The sequence below is a fragment of the Marinomonas hwangdonensis genome, from assembly GCF_003721245.1.
GTDB lineage: Bacteria > Pseudomonadota > Gammaproteobacteria > Pseudomonadales > Marinomonadaceae > Marinomonas > Marinomonas hwangdonensis.
The window spans coordinates 1-16,757 of record NZ_RIZG01000003.1; the positions used below are offsets into that span (position 1 = coordinate 1).

The window sequence follows — 16,757 nt, forward strand, 5'->3', positions numbered from 1 at the left end:
TTTATGTCAACGTATTTTAGGATGGGACATAGATATAAAAAAAGCCCGCATCCAAGGACACGGGCTTTTTTTCAATTGTCTACAAGGGAGGCTTTAACCCACGATCCTAGTAGCTCACTGCAAAAGTATAGTTTGATTTTTTCTTAATTTCTAGCCTATCTTTGATGTGCTAGAAATTTTTGCTAATAAATTTTTATTCACACATAGTCCAATGGTTGTTCGAATAACATGAATAAATGTAAAGTAACCGGATAATAAGCATCGATAAGGATATCAAGTGCCTAACACCTCCATTCTAAAAACGCTCTCTCGTCCGAGAATGGCTACCTATCTGAGTGTAACCAACCAAGATCAGACAAAGGCTCTAGAACTTTACATTTGGAACAGCCAAGTGTCTGCTGCATTGCTTGTACCTATGCATATTTGCGAAATTGTGATTAGGAATGCAATCGCTGAAATTTTTGAATCACAGTTTGGTGGTCAGTGGCCATGGCAACGAAGTTTGGAACTGACATTACCTCGGAGGTACAGAGACGAATTAACAAAAGCTCGTGACAAACGAAGTATCAACAACCGTACAAGCAAAGTTATACCAGAACTCACATTTAACTTTTGGCAACAAATGTTTGTCAGCAACTACGATCAACAGTTTTGGCAGCAGCATTTACATTCACTGTTTCCAAATGCTCCAGTCAACATGCCGTTCAATCAGTTACGAGGCAGTATTTTTAATGATTTGGAGAAAATCAGAAAGTTTCGAAACCGAATCGCACACCACGAGCCAATAATTAATCAAAATATTAACTCAATTATGGACAAAATCGAGCGATTAACACGTTACCGATGTACCGATACATCAGATTGGGCCTGCCAACACTACCAAGTTAGAAACCTTTTACTCACTAGGCCCTAGGGGCTTTCAGCAGTATTTAAAGGCTTTTTAAGGATAATCGGTTGGGTTAACAATAGGCGCAAAGGCCGAGACAGATTGACATGTTACCGATGTGCCGATACATCATACCCGGCATCATCAACCCAACCCCAACAGCGAGATCAGGTTTGGGGTTTATCATTTGAAGAGACGTTAACAGTCCGCCAGCCTAAATAGGACAATGCTAAAAAGACAACTAACAGCACAACGCTAAATACGCCCCACTGCTGGCTGACAAGGTTTTCTAACGTTCGACCAAAAACGAAGCCGGCTCCGGTTAATATGGCTGTCCACAGGGCCGCGGATGCCGCATTGAGGCAAGTAAACTTAATCCATTTTATCTTGGTTAAGGCTACGGGAATGGCGCCAATCGTTCTCATACCCTTTGGATAACGATAGATAAACATGTAAATTAGCCCATAACGATTAAGCAAGAGTTTTGCATTACTGGCGAGTTTAGCCAGCCTAGGTCGAGTCGTAATAAAGCCCTCCCCATAACGTCGCACCCAGTAAAAACGCAACTCATCCCCTAGATAGCCACCACAAAACACCACCAACATCACCAAAGATAAATCTAAGTACCCATACTGCGCGCCCATCCCAGCAAACAATGGCAAGGCACCGCTCTTCATCGCGCAATATAAAAAAAGCAGCACATAAGCAAGATGCCCATATTCGTCGAGTAGATTGAGCAAAACATCCATTACAGACCCTTTTTATTGAATTTATCGCATGATGACTTTAGAAAGACATAAGACACGATGTAAAGTGTAGAGTTCAGGAAATGATTAAGCTTTAACGCAATTCAACATCCTTGGGCAGTAAGGCTTTTACATCAGTAAGCTCAGCGGAAGCAGCAACGCGATATTGAATCATGCAACAACCTCCAAACCATTTATTTGACGAATAATATCCAAAAACAACTCTCGACCAACGGGAAGCAAACCATCAGGAAAATCGTAGTCTGGATTATGTAATTGCGGGCTCGTTTGCCCAGCGCCCAAGGCAAACATAGCACCTTCTTTTGCGGTGGCAGTAAACTGACCAAAATCTTCTGACCAACGCATTGGTTCATTTAATAATACAAAAGGCGTTTGCGTATTATCACAAGCACAGACCACCAAATCACAACCTTGTTGAGAGTTAACGCTGGCTTGAAATACATCATCGTATTCAAATGAAATACTCAGGTTTTCACTCTTTGCCACAGCATGAGAAAAGCGCTCGGCTTCCTCTACCAGAGTTTGCATACCTTCATTACTTTCACTGCGCAACGTCACCATCACCACCGCATCGCCCGGTGCAGTACCAAAAGCAATTTCGCCTAATTTGGCGTGGATAACCGTCACCCAATTTCGACCAACGCCTGCTTGATGCGGAATCTTTGCTGGCAGTGAGTTTAGCTCTTGGATAATTTGGCACATGGCATTGGCAGGACTGACACCGTTTTCCGGATGCGCTGCGTGGGAAGTTTTACCTTTTAAATGAATAATCATGCCCCGAGATGCACAATTAAACGTACCTGCTCGCACCGCAACTTTGCCTAACTCTAAGCCAGGGTAATTATGCAGAGCAAAAGCATAATCAGGAATGAGAGCCGCAAAACGCGCATCGTTTACGACTTGAATCGCGCCCATACCGGTTTCTTCTGCCGGTTGAAAACACAACACAACACGTCCCTTCTTAGGACGATGTTTCGCAAACTCCGCACCCAATGCCGTCACAATACTCATATGCCCGTCGTGACCGCATTTATGAGAAACGCCTTTCACTTGTGAGCGATGCGCAAAACTATTGGTTTCTTGGATTGGTAGTGCATCTAGCTCACTACGAATCAAGGTCGTTGGACCACTTTCAGCACCATTGAAGACAAACGCCAGCCCCGTTCCACCAAGATCAGTAATAACTTCATCTGGCGAGAAAGCTTGAAATTCGTTCAAAATCCGAACCGCCGTGGCTTGTTCTTGATTAGACAGCTCTGGGTTCTGATGAAGGGTTTTACGTAACGCGATTAACTCATCAAAAGATTGCATGATTAGGCCTGTTAATTAGATTAAAGATTTCTATCCTTTACTTCCTTACAGTGGACACTAAAGCTATCAAGTAAATCAATACCTTCTTGCCACTATCCAAGATGACTTTCCAATCCAATTACCCATATTCGCCCAGCACCTTAAACTCACAACCATAGGCTGGGGAACCTGGCTTGTTACCTCCGCTTAGTTTAAGCCTCCTCCTAACAAGCACTACCCCTGACTAAAAAAGCGGCCCGTGGATCGCTTTTGCCTATTCCTATAAAAAAACAAACTCAGTAATTAACCCAAGGCTCTAGAATGATGCTCTAGGTGATCGTCGATGAAGCTGGCGATAAAAAAGTAGCTGTGGTCGTAGCCCGGTTGACGACGTAGGGTAATTGGGTGCCCTGCTTTTTCACAGGCCGCTTCTAGGGCTTCTGGTTTGAGTTGTTCTACCAAGAAGTTGTCGGCTTCGCCTTGATCGATAAACAAAGGTAAGCGCTCACTTGCTTTCTCTATCAGCAAAGTCGCATCCCATTCGTTCCAAGTGGCTTTGTCTTCCCCCAAGTATCCGGTGAAGGCTTTTTCGCCCCAAGGACAGTTGGTTGGATTCGCAATTGGCGCAAAAGCCGAGACAGATTGATACTTGCCTGGATTCTTTAACGCACAGATCAAAGCACCATGCCCCCCCATTGAGTGACCAGAGATAGAACGCTTGTCTGTCACAGGGAAATTCGCTTCGACCAAATGCGGCAACTCTTGCACCACGTAATCGTACATGTGGTAGGTGTTCGAATAAGGCTCAACCGTGGCGTTTACGTAAAAACCCGCTGCAGAACCAAAGTCGTAGCTTTCATGTTCGTTCGGATAGTCCGTGCCGCGTGGGCTGGTATCTGGACAAACAATGGCTAAACCTAACTCGGCTGCTTTACGAAATGCGCCCGCTTTTTGGGTGAAGTTCTCATCGTTACAGGTCAGACCTGACAACCAATACAAAACAGGGACTTTTTGCGTTTCGGCTTGTGGCGGCAGGTAAATAGCAAAGGTCATTTCGCTTTTCACTGACAAGCTTTCATGCTTATAACGCTTCAACCAACCGCCGAAGCTTTTGGTGCTGGATAACAATTCCATCGCTGTCTCCTTAGATGTGTTAAAAAAGCCCGCTTAGCGGGCTTATCAATACGGTATCATTACGATCATTTATCGAAAGCTTACTTATCGAACAGAATGACAGTACGAATACTCTCGCCTTTGTGCATCAAATCAAACGCTTCGTTGATGCGCTCAAGCGGCATGGTGTGTGTCACGAATGGGTCAATTTCGATCTTGCCATTCATGTAATCTTCTACGTAACCTGGCAATTGGCTGCGACCTTTTACGCCACCAAAAGCCGAACCCTTCCAGACTCGACCGGTGACCAATTGGAATGGACGCGTGGAGATTTCTTGGCCCGCACCAGCCACACCGATGACGATGGATTCGCCCCAACCTTTGTGACAGCACTCAAGCGCTTGACGCATTACCTGCACGTTACCGATACATTCGAACGAGTAATCCACGCCACCGTCTGTAAGCTCAACAATCACTTGTTGAATTGGCGCATCGAATTTCTTCGGATTGATGCAATCAGTCGCACCGAATTGTTTCGCCATTTCAAACTTAGATTCGTTGATGTCGATAGCGATAATGCGAGAAGCGCCTGCCATGCGAGCACCTTGGATAACAGACAAGCCAATGCCGCCCAAACCAAACACAGCAACCGTTGCGCCCTCTTCCACTTTCGCCGTGTTTAGTACAGCACCGATACCCGTGGTGATACCACAACCTAGCAAGCAGACTTTTTCTAGTGGCGCATCGACATGGATTTTCGCTAAAGAAATTTCTGGAACAACACTGTATTCAGAGAAGGTAGATGTGCCCATGTAATGAAAAATTGGCTCGCCATTAATGCTGAAACGGCTTGTACCGTCTGGCATTAGGCCTTTACCTTGAGTTTCACGAACCGCGCTACATAGGTTAGTTTTACCAGACTTACAGAATTTACACTCGCCACATTCAGCTGTGTATAAAGGAATAACGTGATCACCCACTTTAAGCGTCGTAACGCCTTCGCCTACGGCTTCAACCACACCAGCACCTTCATGGCCTAGTATCGCAGGAAACACACCTTCTGGATCTTCACCAGATAAGGTGAACGCGTCTGTGTGACAAACGCCTGTTGCGACCATGCGAACAAGTACTTCGCCTTTTTGCGGATCTTGAACATCAACTTCTTCAATTTTCAGTGGTTGGCCTGGGCCCCAAGCAACAGCAGCTTTACATTTCATAGCGCACTCCAAAGTGTGTTTAAATTCATTTTCGATACCGCCAGTGTAGACGCAAATGATTACAAGGATAATCTCCCATTTGGAAAATGATTATTGCCATACAGCAACAATCATTTTAAAAACACTGAATTGAGTTATAATGTAACAACTCAATCATCACGCCACACATTCATTTATCGGTACAAAAAGACTATGAAGAACTGGGAAGCCATGGAAGCGTTCGTCGAAGTTGTCAGACAAGGTAGCTTTTCGGCGGCAGCGATTAAGCTCAGCGTGTCGGCGTCTCATATTAGTCGCTTAATCACTCAACTCGAAGCCGAGCTAGGTACGACACTGCTATTTCGCACCACAAGGCGTATTCGATTAAGCGAAGCAGGAGAATTGTATTACCAGCATTGTCGAGGCTTACCTGAAGCATTAAGCAGTGCCGAAGAAGTGATTTCCACGCTTAATCAAGCACCGATTGGTTCCTTTAAATTGACCTGTGCAACCACCTTTGGTGAACGTTACATTGCGCCTTTGATGAACGACTTTTTATTGAACCACCCAAAAATTGAGCTGGATTTTCACCTCACCAATCGTTCGGTGGATTTGATCGAAGAAGGATATGATCTGGCTATTCGCATGGGGGCGATGAAGGATTCCAGCCATTTATCACGACGTTTGTGTGATCGGGTCGAATACCTTTGTGCGTCACGAGAATACATAGATCAGCACGGCATGCCGCATACGTTAGCCGAATTAAACAAACACCGTTGCTTGATCGGTTCCAAAAGTCATTGGCTATTTCAACAAGATGGACAACGTAAAGAAGTAAAGGTAAGCAGCCAGTGGCGCAGCAATTCTGGTCTAGCTTTGCTGGATGCCGTGCGCAAAGGCTTGGGGATCGCACAATTACCAGATTATTATGTATCCGACGATCTCGCCAGCGGTCAGCTCATCCCTCTACTCACGCAATATCAGTATCCATACAGCGGCGTTTGGCTGGTTTACCCGAAAGTTCGTCAATCATCACCAAAGTTACAAAGTATTTGTGACTACCTGATTCAGCGTTTTAAACAAGATCCGCCATTTGCCAAATAAGCCACGTATGTTTAAATACACGCACTTATTATTCACGCTGAGACCTTTGCACGGTGTCATGAGCGAAGGCAAGACGAGGCAAAAATAGACGAGAAAGCGGAGTTTATAGTTATAAATGAGCATTTTGAGTCTGTTTTTAACAAAGTATTTGCTAAGCGCAGTAATCGTGCAAAGGTCTCACTCTAATGCATAAAGCGAAACCCATGTTTTCACAACAAGATCTCGTTCAAGTTGCTCGTCAGACCATGCCATTTGGCAAATACCAAGGTCGAGTTTTAATCGATCTACCTGAAGCCTATTTACTCTGGTTTGCTCACGAAGGTTGGCCGAATGGCAATCTAGGGCAATGGTTACAATTAGCGCTAGAAATTAAAATCAATGGCTTAGAAAAGTTGGTCGACCCACTGCGTAAACCAACCGCGGAAAAGCCAAACGAACCGAAAGTTCGTATTCGCTTTGATGACTAGTCTGCCCTAAAAGAGGCATTAGGATAAACATAGAAGAGCACTCCCTGTTCTTGTTTATCTAAGACAAATCCAGCGCGTTCAGCGACTTTTATCGATGCCATATTACCAATTTTCACTTGCGCCACCAGCGGCTCTTCAAAGTACAGCACCATTTTGGACAGCATGCGGTGAGCAACGCCTTTTCCGCGCGCTTCTGGTGCAACCGTCCAAGACAATTCCCAAACACCTGCCATTCGATCTGCTCGACAAGTGCCCACCGCGACACCATCGACTGCGGCTATCCACAAGCGCCTTTTTGACAGGTCACTTAATGAAGACTCAAGCCAAACAAGATGCGATGCAAGCGTCACTTCATCGGTATTATGAGAGGCTTGGCGGGTGTCTGGATCATTACGCCACAGTAATAAAAGGTCGGCATCGGCCATCTCAACAGGTCGTAAACTTAATGAATCCATCCTCTTTTTTCCATCATGCTGGCTCATAGCCCACCGTGGGTTAATTTAGCTGGATCAAGCAGAGCCAATAATTCCTCTCGACTTAAGTCCGTTGCTTCTTCGGCCACATCCACCACTGGACGACCTTCTTTGTAGGCTTTTTTGGCGATTTCAGCGGCTTTGGCATAACCAATGATGGGATTAAGAGCGGTGACTAAAATCGGGTTACGATGCAGTGCTTGATTCAATCTATCGTCATTCACACTGAGCGTTGCAATGGCGTTGTCGGCTAGAAGCTGTCCGCTGTTTGCCAGTAGTTTGATGCTGTTTAGTAGGTTCTTAGCAATCATGGGCAACATGACGTTTAATTCAAAATTGCCCGATTGCCCGCCGATAGTAATCGCCGCGTCGTTACCAATCACTTGTGCGGCTACCATAGCCGTGGCTTCTGGTATCACCGGATTCACCTTGCCCGGCATAATAGATGAACCTGGCTGCAGAGCCTGTAAGGTAATTTCACCTAACCCGGCCAATGGCCCAGAGTTCATCCAACGAAGATCATTGGCAATTTTCATGTAGGTCACTGCTACGGCTTTGAGCTGACCAGACAGAGCCACCGCCGTGTCCTGAGAGCCGATCAGGGCAAAGAAGTTACGCCCTTTGGTAAAGGTGACTTTGGTTAAGTCAGACAGCTCTTTGGCAAAGACGTCGGCAAATTCTGGATGCGAATTTATGCCAGTACCAACGGCGGTTCCGCCCTGAGCAAGTTGGGTGGTTTTATTTTCTAAGTAAGTTAAGTTGTCGATGTTGTCTTGCAACTGCGCCGCCCAAGCATGAAACGTTTGGTCTAACCGAACGGGCATCGCATCCATCAAATGAGTGCGACCTGTTTTTGTGTAGCCCGCAAGCGAATCGCCTTTTTCAATAATGGTGTCCCGTAAATGTGTCAGAGCGGGCAGCAAATGACCGGTCAACTCTAACGTGGCGCTGACATGAATCGCACTGGGGATAACGTCGTTACTACTCTGACCATAATTGACATGGTCGTTTGGATTCACAACAGATCCATAATAGACGCTGGCCAAGGTGGCAATCACTTCGTTGGCGTTCATGTTCGAGCTAGTGCCAGAGCCAGTCTGAAACACATCAACGGGGAAATGCTGCATCAGGTCTTCGCCGTTTAACAGTTCATCGCAGGCGTTTTGAATGGCTTGAGACAGTTTTGGTGTTAAGCATTCTAGGGCTTTATTGGCCCGAGCAGCGGCGGCTTTTATTAAAATTAAGGCGCGAATAAAGGCTTCTGGAAGCGGTTCATTACTGATGGGAAAGTTGTCTATGGCGCGTTGTGTTTGCGCGCCATACAGGGCCTTTTCTGGAACCTCTAATTCGCCCATGCTGTCTTTTTCAATACGCATATTCATTGCTTAATATTGTCCTTGTTGTTCAAAAGAAGAAAGAAAGTAGTGACTCAAAATCCGCAGGTTGTGCTCCATTTTGAAGTAGTTTCTGGCGTCTTGATAGGTCACGATTAAGTGTTTGAGATGCGACAAAGGAAGATACACCTTGTCTAAACAGGTTTGACGCCAATGCAGCGCAAGGCTGGTGTCACAGACGGTATCCAGTAACACATAAAACACACGCTGATGCAGTCGTACCGCATCGTTAATGCTCAAACGTTCAGCGTATTCTTCCGTCACGTTTAAGTAATAGTAGAGCACATCGGGCGAATCTGCACACTGGCCAGCTTGAATGGTTTGCTCGAGCACTGAAAATGGCACCAAATAATGACTCATCGCTTTCTCCCTATTCGCATATAAATGATAATTATTATCAATAATGTGTGGGGAACACCAATCTGTCAAGCAGTTGATAACGATTCTTATTAATTTATTTCCCTCGTCCGTAAAAACGCCAAAGCCCCTACTCGGCTGTCCGTCGTAGGGGCTTTGGTTATGCAGAATAACTCAATGATTAGTGGTGATGACCACCCACACCATGGGCGTGACCATGGGCGATCTCGTCATTGGTGGCTTCTCGCGCATCCACGATCTGAACATTAAAGGTCAGGTCTTTGCCAGACAATGGGTGGTTCAAATCGACTGTAGCGTGTTTCAAGCCCACTTTAACCACAGTCACCTGACGCATACCTTTGTCTGTTTGAACCATGGCGACCATGCCGGCTTTCCAACGTTTTGCGCCTTGTAAGTGTTTTACTGGCACTTGTTGCTGACGATCTTCATGGCGCTCACCGTAGGCATCGGCACAAGCTACTGTTACTTCAAACTCGTCGCCCACTTCTTTTCCTTCCATGGCTTTTTCAAGTCCTGGAATAACATTACCGTGGCCATGCAGGTAGGCCGCTGGGTCTTTGCCTGCCGAGGTTTCGATCAGCTCTTCACCATGACGCAAAGTGTAGTGAAATTGAACAACTTGATTGTCTGTAATGGGCATCTGGTTTCCTTAATCTTATATTCGATCGTTAATTATCGCGCCATTATAGTGACTATGGATGCACTTACCTAGACTCTTCAGACAGAATCTGTGCTTGGCGTTTAAAAAAGCGACAGCTCTAAAGCATCCTCTTTAATGATGATGCCTTTCACTAAGGAGGCAGCGGTTTTTTCAAAAGGGGAATTATTTAACACATACACGGGATGTTCATCAAAGTAGGTCACTAAGGCTTTTTCAAAGTCACCGTGTAATCCCCCTAAGGTTGAACGCAGCATTTTGTCGCTAAAACTGGCGCCCTTTACATCAATTTTAGTAATTTTAGGTGCCACTAAATAAATTCGATCTTCTTCGAGACGTACCCCAGATTCAAAAGAGGGATTGACCTCGGTAGTCAGCGATATAACTTGGCCAAATGCGGTCAAGGTGCCTGTCATGTCGCTGTTTAAATCGACCAATACCAAGCCGCCATCGCGGGCCGTAAAATCGACTTTAGCGCTGGTAATCTGTAAATCTAAGTTAAGCGCATTGCCTTCTACAAGCAGAGTAATTTGGTGTGTGGATTGCTCTGCCAGTTGTTTTGTGACTTCAGCATTGACGTCTTCTTCACTGACAATAAAGCTATTGCAGCCAGTTAACAGCAGTGACAAAACGACCAACAACAGTGCATATATACTCTTGTAATGTCTCATCCTTCTCCCCTTAGAGCAATCGCGCGCGCGTCGCGTTTTTCGAACCAAAACGCCATAAAAGCTTCGATGACTTTTTGTTCAATCTCAACCGCTTCTTCCGTCGGGCAAAACAAAGACACGGTAAAGGTGTTAAACCCTTCTGGGGTTGTGGTGATTCGAACTCTGGGTTCGGGCCCTGAAATTTTGATGTCTAATCGCTTTTCAATCAAGCTGTTATAGCGAATCGCGACGTCATGAAAGTGCTCGCTGTATTCGCGGATTTTTTCCAGGATTTGTTCTTTTATTAAATACAAATTCACATCGTCGGTTTGTCGAGAAATCGAAAAAGTGTGCGTCACATAACGACGCATGTAATTTAGATTTTGCACCGTATGCACAAGCAACACGCTGTTTGGCACCACGGTAGTACGGCCGGTATAAGTGTAAGTGCCACCTTTTAAATCCACTTCAAATAAGGTGGTAGATAACCAGTCGCTGTCGGTCACTTCGCCTTCGTAATTGGCAATGCGTATCCAATCTCCGACTTGATACGGTCGAGTGCTGGCGCGATAAAAAGCCCCAACGATACAGGCGATAAATTCTTTTGTGGCGATCACCAAGGCCACCATAAAAGCGGCAATGGAAATGGCGATATTTTGCAATTCGGACGACCAGATTATGATAAAACCCACGACTAGAATCAGGTTATAGATGTTGTCAACCGAGTTGATGCGTTGGCGCTTTTTGTCGTGTTCAATGCGCTTATTCTGCCGAATTGCGCGCTTTGTATAGCGGCGACCAATGTAAAACATCACCACCCAAGACAGCGTTAACACCACTTCTACATGGTCTGTGATGAAAGAAAAATTGAGTTGAGAAAAATCAAATTGTGAGAGGTCAAATTGCATAAACGCGTTTTCCTTTAGCAAGAGCGCCACTTTACCAATCATTGCTGTGATCAACAAATAAAAAACGCTAGACAAGCAGGAAAACAACACTGTATATTTATACAGTATTATTTATCAGAGGTGGACCATGCCTGTTATTATCAAATATGTTGTTGAACGCGATGGAATCGAAAAAATGACCTTTACTTCGAAAGCAGAAGCCGATGCCTATGACAAATTACTAGACACTGCAGACGCTCTATACGAGGTACTAGATCAAAGTGAATTGGTCAGCGATCAAGTTCAAAAAGAAGCGCTGTCTATGTATCTTGCACAACAAAAAGACGCGGTTTTAGCGATTTTAAGCGATAAGAAAAAGACATCACAGAATGCTAAAAAAGCGGCCAACAAAAAACCGCCATCCAAGCTAGATGACAATAAGCAAGTAGACACCAAACAGGCTAGCCCAAAAACGGCACCACAAAAAGCGCTGGAAGACCTCATCATCGAGCCCGACGAAGATGCCTTGTACAGTGAAGAAGAAAGTAATGTGGTATTTGACCACGATGACACAATAGAATTTGTTGAGAGCGATGCCGCGTAATGCGGCATAGCTTAGTGGTTCGTTGATAATTCTGGTACGAAAACCCACGGTCTCGCTAGGATCGCCCTTTGTTGGCCCTTATCTTGTATTGGGTTTTGCAATAACCACGAGTAATTTCAGGATTGCGAAGGGCCATGTGTTTGCTTGCTCGACCAGAGACTCTGGCGCGCCAGTTCTTAAACGTCTTTGACTTAAGATTACGACGCATTAAAAGTATCACATCCGGTTCCGACAAGCCGTATAGGGTTTGTATTGCTTCGAATGGCGTGCGATCTTCCCACGCCATTTCAATGATTCTAGAAACATCTGGAGTCACAATTTGTCCTCAAGTAATCGCCATAATGACATTCATACGCAAGGTCTCGACGATCAGATCACCTATTGAATACACTGACCAAGAAAACGCTGTAAGCGTGGGTTGTCAGATGTAAAGAAAAGCCGCTACCCCAGCGGTAAAACGATCTAGATCAAACAAGGTGCCAATAAAAAAGTAAAGGATAAAAATCTAAACTAATAATGGCGTGCCACCAATGAGCTCGATGTAAGTGATCGATAAATATCGCAGCGCAGGATTGCTAGACAATCGAGCCAAACCTGCAAACAAGCCAATGACCACGGCAAACACTAACGACACCACAGACAATTGCAGCGTCATCACTAGGCCCCATGTCAGTGGGCCAATATTCCAATTTTCTATTTCGACCAGCGGGTCGCCTTCGAACACCAAATCACCGTTACTGACCAGCAAGGTATCAAACTTGTTGAGGATGAGAGGATCATCACCGTAATCCGACGTCACCACCAGCTGATTGCCTTTCTCAAGTGTCGCTGTGCCGTCAAAAGGCGCTCTGACCGTTGTGGCTTCAGTGTTGATTATATACTGGGGGATACGCTCCCATCGCCAGGTGTAGTCAATGCTTTTACTGGCCGCATAAATACCAAAACCCAGCCCGACAAGGATTAGCACGAAGACTGCTTTCCATAAAAGCAGATGAGATTGTTTTTCCATTAATGAAAGGTTCCAGACCGTGTTTTAACTCAAAAAACGCATAAAAAAAACGTATAAAAAGTGGCGCTTTACGGCGCCACTGTTGTCTTACTGAATGTTGTTAATCCAAGACGTGCTCTCAAACCATTTTTAGTAAATCTTGTCGTAAGTGCCGTCACCTTTAATTTGCGCGAGGTAATTATTCAAGAAATTCATAAAGTCTGGGTCGCCTTTACGAATCGCAAAGCCCAGTGGCTCATAAGTAAAGGACTCATCTAAATGCACTATTTTGCCTTCATTCTGAGAGGCGTAGATGGCGTTGTAAGGCAAATCATAAACGAACGCATCGGCATTACCGTTGATCACTTCCAATACGCCTTCTGATTCTGTTTCAAACAAGTTCAGCTTGGCCTGACTCATATAACGTTTGACGGCGAAATCTGACGTTGCTCCCAGTTTCGTCGCTATGGTGTATTTAGAATCGTTTAAGTCTCGGTAGTTGGTGACTTTGCCTTCTAATTTCGGATTCAAAAGAATGGTTTGCCCCACAACGATATAAGGATCTGTGAAGTTCACTTTCAGGTTACACTCTGGCGTGATCGTCATAGTGGTATCAACAGCGCAAACAATATTCTCCGCTTGGGACATCAAGCGCTAGCAGTAGGAATCCCTGTCCTTTAGGTCAGAGAGGATATCAACTATCTCTCATCTGTCACGACAACACAGCCTGTGTCGATTTTATTGGCTTTCACTATAGTCAAACGATCAAAACCCGAGAAATCATCTTATCGGGCACTAAGGGATGGTTTTTTTAATGGGTAAAACTCTGACTGAATGATTTATACTTGCGACACTGTTGCTTTGACCCTCTGACAATTCTCTGACACTTTGGACTTTTCATGAAACCGACTGCTTCCTCTAATAATATCGTCGATAAAAACATGTTGGGGGTCTTTCGTTATAGCCGTCGTGCCATTGACTTAGTGTGGAAAACCTCGCCCGCGCTCACGATTGGTTTGGCATTAGCGACCCTAGTGGCCGGTGTCACGCCCGCGGCCATGGCGTATGTGGGACAGTTGATCGTGGATGCCGTCGTGGCGGCAATGGAAAGTTACAAACAAGATCAAGTTTTGCATTATCAAGTCGCCCTCAACTATGTGTTACTCGAAGGCATTTTAGTCTTGGTGATTGCCGCCGCGCAGCGTGCTTTAACCGCACAGCAAGCCATTTTGCAAGGCTTGTTGGGGCAAAAAGTGAACTTATTGATCTTAGAAAAAGCCCAAAATCTCACCTTGTCTCATTTTGAAGATTCTGAATTCTACGACAAGCTGGTTCGTGCTCGACGCGAGGCTTCCAGCCGACCATTAGCACTGGTCAATAAAACCTTTGCCTTGTTGCAGAACGCGATCACCTTGTCCAGCTTTGCGGTCTTGTTATGGCACTTTTCCCCTTGGGCGCTGGTGCTTTTGGTGTGTGGCGCACTGCCATCTTTTATTGCTGAAGCCAAGTTTTCTGGTGATGCTTTTTTGATGTTCCGTTGGCGTTCCCCCGAAGTCCGTCAGCAAAACTATTTAGAAACCTTGTTGGCTCGGGAAGACAACATTAAAGAGGTGCGCCTCTACCAACTGGGTGACCGTTTTTTGCAGCGCTACACCGAAATATTCATCAAGCTATTCAAAGAAAGTAAGAGGCTGATTTTACGCCGCGAAAGCTGGGGATTCGCACTCGGTGTGATAAGCACACTGGTATTTTATGGCGCCTATGGCTGGATTATAAGCGACACTATTACTGGCGCGATCACCTTGGGTCAAATGACCATGTATTTGCTCTTATTCAAACAGGGTCAAAGCTCGGTATCCGCATCACTTACCGCCATTAGTGGCATGTACGAAGATAATTTGTATTTATCCAATCTTTATGAATATCTAGAACAAGAGACGCCGCTTTCAACATCAGGTTTATTAGCGGGACCCACCCCCAACGATGGCATTCGTTTTGAAGATGTCTCTTTCCAATATCCAGGCAGTGAACGTCCTGCCCTAGCTAATATCAATCTCCACATTCGTCCTGGCCATAGCCTTGCGATTGTAGGACAAAATGGCTCAGGTAAAACCACGCTAATCAAGTTGCTGACGCGCCTTTATAATCCAACACAAGGGCGGATTTTGCTGGACGGATTGGATTTGCTCGAATGGGATGAAGCCACCCTATTAAAACGTGTTGGGGTTATTTTCCAAGACTTTGTGCGTTATCAATTTATTGTCGGCGAAAACATTGGTGCAGGCGATAACGACAGATTCAACGATGAAAGCGGCTGGAAAAAAGCCGCTGAGCTTGGCAAGGCTACCGACTTTATTGACGAGCTAGAACAAGGCTACCAAACTCAGCTTGGTCGATGGTTTAAAGGTGGGCAAGAATTGTCTGGCGGGCAATGGCAAAAAATCGCCTTAGCTCGGGCTTTCATGCGCAAAGACGCCGATATTTTAGTGCTAGATGAACCGACAGCGGCCATGGATGCACAAGCAGAAGCCAATATCTTTCAGCATTTTCAAGAACATACCAAGGCCAAGATGGCGATTCTGATTTCTCACCGCTTTTCCACCGTTCGACTCGCCCACGAAATCATCGTTATGGAACATGGGCAAATCAAAGAGCGTGGTACTCACGAATCACTCTTGGCTCTACAAGGACAATACGCGCATTTATTTACCTTGCAGGCTCAGGGTTATCAATAACCTATGCGGTTTATTTTTTTGTGTGTCAGCATGCCACAGGCTTAGCGAACCTGCTTTTGCAGCAGTTTGTGCACAAAGTTTAACTTGTTGCGCACCGCTGGCACCAGAATAAAAGGATACAAATCCGGTTGTCCCATACCTCGGTTCAGGTTATTCACCGCAAAGGTCAAGGGCACGTACTGGGCCAAAATGTCATCGAAGTTGTCGTGATGGTAAGGGTCAATGTTGACCATAACAGCCAAGCTTTGTTGATTGGTTCCCGTTGGCTGCAAGCTTAAACCTAGGTCGCTGGCCATTTCTAAGGTATCAATAATGTGCAAGTAGTGCGCCCAGGTTTCCGCCCAATCTTCCCATGGATGTGATGAGGCATAAGCACTAATAAACTCGGCTTGCCATTCTGGATTAGGGGTGTTGTAGTGGGCCTCTAATGCCTCGGCATAACTTTCACGATCGTCGCCAAAAATCGCCCGACATTCTTCTAGCAGCTGTTCGTCTTCGGCCACAATCACTTCCCAGTAATAATGACCAATTTCATGGCGAAAGTGGCCAATAACCGTGCGGTAAGACTCGTTCATGTCTTCGCGCATTTGCTCACGGTCGGCCGAGTTGCCTTCAGCAGCATTGATGGTGACCTGACCTGAGGCATGACCTGTCATGGCACTAACGTCTTCTGGTACCACGTTGTTTTCAGAAATAAAGTCAAACGACAAGCCCTCTTCTGGCGCTTGGCTTTTGCTTATAATAGGCAAACCAAGGCGCAATAGAGAATAGACTAGTCTGTGTTTGGCAAATTCTAATTCTTGCCACGCTTGACGCTCTTCAATTTTAGCTAAGTTTGGAATGTGACGATTTAAATCACAGGCAATACAAAACGCACTGCCGCCTTCTTCCACCATCCAGTTACAGACTTGATGTTGGTGGTTTTCGCAGTAGTACCAACGTTTCGGTGTCGCCGACGTATCTGCCAAAGCTTGCCAAGCGCCATCAACAGGGGTTAATGCACTGATCACTAACTGGTCTGGCAGGAATCCCAACAAAGACGAACATTGTTCACAATGCGTATTCTCAAACATGACGACTTGGTGACATTCCTGACAGCTAAAAATTTTCATGGCATTTCTTCCCTTAAAACGAGCGCAGACGGGCTAAGCAATTTCACCTAGAGGT

General features: G+C 45.4%; 19 protein-coding genes. 5 read left to right on the plus strand and 14 right to left on the minus strand.

Annotated elements, in window-relative coordinates; genetic code table 11:
• The first annotated feature begins 277 nt into the window (after positions 1–277).
• Positions 278–913, plus strand: coding sequence for an Abi family protein (locus EBI00_RS05610; protein ID WP_123094956.1), 636 nt, complete (start codon positions 278–280; stop codon positions 911–913).
• A gap of 140 nt (positions 914–1,053) precedes the next feature.
• On the opposite strand, the gene EBI00_RS05615 is transcribed toward EBI00_RS05610, so the two are convergent.
• The 4 genes from EBI00_RS05615 to EBI00_RS05630 all read right to left on the minus strand — a co-directional run bounded on the left by EBI00_RS05615 (position 1,054) and on the right by EBI00_RS05630 (position 5,273).
• Complete coding sequence (locus EBI00_RS05615; protein ID WP_123094957.1) at positions 1,054–1,635, minus strand: DedA family protein; 582 nt, start codon at positions 1,633–1,635, stop codon at positions 1,054–1,056.
• Positions 1,636–1,803: 168 nt separating this feature from the next.
• Positions 1,804–2,964, minus strand: a complete 1,161-nt coding sequence (locus tag EBI00_RS05620; RefSeq protein WP_123094958.1) for an amidohydrolase — start codon at positions 2,962–2,964, stop codon at positions 1,804–1,806.
• Positions 2,965–3,246: 282 nt separating this feature from the next.
• Positions 3,247–4,077, minus strand: a complete 831-nt coding sequence (gene fghA, locus EBI00_RS05625; RefSeq protein WP_123094959.1) for an S-formylglutathione hydrolase — start codon at positions 4,075–4,077, stop codon at positions 3,247–3,249.
• Between the two features lie 80 nt (positions 4,078–4,157).
• Positions 4,158–5,273 carry an S-(hydroxymethyl)glutathione dehydrogenase/class III alcohol dehydrogenase gene (locus EBI00_RS05630; protein WP_123094960.1) on the minus strand — a complete coding sequence of 372 codons (1,116 nt, stop codon included), beginning with the start codon at positions 5,271–5,273 and terminating at the stop codon, positions 4,158–4,160.
• Between the two features lie 192 nt (positions 5,274–5,465).
• Between EBI00_RS05630 and EBI00_RS05635 the strand changes: the two genes are divergently transcribed.
• Positions 5,466–6,356, plus strand: coding sequence for a LysR family transcriptional regulator (locus EBI00_RS05635; protein WP_123094961.1), 891 nt, complete (start codon positions 5,466–5,468; stop codon positions 6,354–6,356).
• Between the two features lie 185 nt (positions 6,357–6,541).
• Positions 6,542–6,823 (plus strand): DUF3820 family protein, encoded by a 282-nt coding sequence (locus EBI00_RS05640; RefSeq protein WP_421930363.1) that lies wholly within the window; start codon positions 6,542–6,544, stop codon positions 6,821–6,823.
• Here the strand turns inward: EBI00_RS05640 and EBI00_RS05645 are convergent.
• The 6 genes from EBI00_RS05645 to EBI00_RS05670 form a co-directional block, all read right to left on the minus strand.
• Positions 6,820–7,278, minus strand: a complete 459-nt coding sequence (locus EBI00_RS05645; protein WP_123094962.1) for a GNAT family N-acetyltransferase — start codon at positions 7,276–7,278, stop codon at positions 6,820–6,822. The two genes, EBI00_RS05640 and EBI00_RS05645, sit on opposite strands and share 4 nt — an antisense overlap.
• Positions 7,279–7,301: 23 nt before the next feature.
• Complete coding sequence (locus EBI00_RS05650) at positions 7,302–8,678, minus strand: class II fumarate hydratase (RefSeq protein ID WP_123094963.1); 1,377 nt, start codon at positions 8,676–8,678, stop codon at positions 7,302–7,304.
• Between the two features lie 3 nt (positions 8,679–8,681).
• Positions 8,682–9,050: a hypothetical protein gene (locus tag EBI00_RS05655; RefSeq protein WP_123094964.1), complete on the minus strand. Its 369-nt coding sequence runs from the start codon at positions 9,048–9,050 to the stop codon at positions 8,682–8,684.
• Between the two features lie 178 nt (positions 9,051–9,228).
• The gene (locus EBI00_RS05660; protein WP_123094965.1) at positions 9,229–9,708 is read right to left on the minus strand and encodes an FKBP-type peptidyl-prolyl cis-trans isomerase; all 480 of its coding nucleotides are present in this window, start codon (positions 9,706–9,708) and stop codon (positions 9,229–9,231) included.
• Between the two features lie 101 nt (positions 9,709–9,809).
• Positions 9,810–10,397 carry a DUF1439 domain-containing protein gene (locus EBI00_RS05665; protein WP_123094966.1) on the minus strand — a complete coding sequence of 196 codons (588 nt, stop codon included), beginning with the start codon at positions 10,395–10,397 and terminating at the stop codon, positions 9,810–9,812.
• Positions 10,394–11,284 (minus strand): mechanosensitive ion channel family protein, encoded by an 891-nt coding sequence (locus EBI00_RS05670; protein WP_123095382.1) that lies wholly within the window; start codon positions 11,282–11,284, stop codon positions 10,394–10,396. Before EBI00_RS05670 ends, EBI00_RS05665 begins: the two co-directional genes overlap by 4 nt.
• A 127-nt stretch (positions 11,285–11,411) precedes the next feature.
• Between EBI00_RS05670 and EBI00_RS16270 the strand changes: the two genes are divergently transcribed.
• On the plus strand, positions 11,412–11,867 hold the full coding sequence (locus tag EBI00_RS16270) for a YebG family protein (RefSeq protein ID WP_123094967.1): 456 nt from the start codon (positions 11,412–11,414) through the stop codon (positions 11,865–11,867).
• Positions 11,868–11,922: 55 nt separating this feature from the next.
• Here EBI00_RS16270 and EBI00_RS05680 read toward each other — a convergent pair whose 3' ends face one another.
• The 3 genes from EBI00_RS05680 to EBI00_RS05690 form a co-directional block, all read right to left on the minus strand.
• Positions 11,923–12,183: a TIGR03643 family protein gene (locus EBI00_RS05680; protein ID WP_421930364.1), complete on the minus strand. Its 261-nt coding sequence runs from the start codon at positions 12,181–12,183 to the stop codon at positions 11,923–11,925.
• A 189-nt stretch (positions 12,184–12,372) separates the two neighbouring features.
• Entirely contained in the window at positions 12,373–12,834 is a 462-nt protein-coding gene (locus tag EBI00_RS05685) for an ABC transporter permease subunit (RefSeq protein WP_241556959.1), read from the minus strand.
• 171 nt (positions 12,835–13,005) lie between these two features.
• Positions 13,006–13,461 carry a transporter substrate-binding domain-containing protein gene (locus EBI00_RS05690; RefSeq protein ID WP_241556960.1) on the minus strand — a complete coding sequence of 152 codons (456 nt, stop codon included), beginning with the start codon at positions 13,459–13,461 and terminating at the stop codon, positions 13,006–13,008.
• Between the two features lie 293 nt (positions 13,462–13,754).
• Here EBI00_RS05690 and EBI00_RS05695 point away from each other — a divergent pair, with 293 nt between their 5' ends.
• Positions 13,755–15,590 carry an ABC transporter ATP-binding protein gene (locus tag EBI00_RS05695; RefSeq protein ID WP_123094969.1) on the plus strand — a complete coding sequence of 612 codons (1,836 nt, stop codon included), beginning with the start codon at positions 13,755–13,757 and terminating at the stop codon, positions 15,588–15,590.
• 41 nt (positions 15,591–15,631) lie between these two features.
• On the opposite strand, the gene EBI00_RS05700 is transcribed toward EBI00_RS05695, so the two are convergent.
• Positions 15,632–16,702, minus strand: a complete 1,071-nt coding sequence (locus EBI00_RS05700; protein WP_123094970.1) for a zinc-binding metallopeptidase family protein — start codon at positions 16,700–16,702, stop codon at positions 15,632–15,634.
• Between the last annotated feature and the right edge of the window lie 55 nt (positions 16,703–16,757).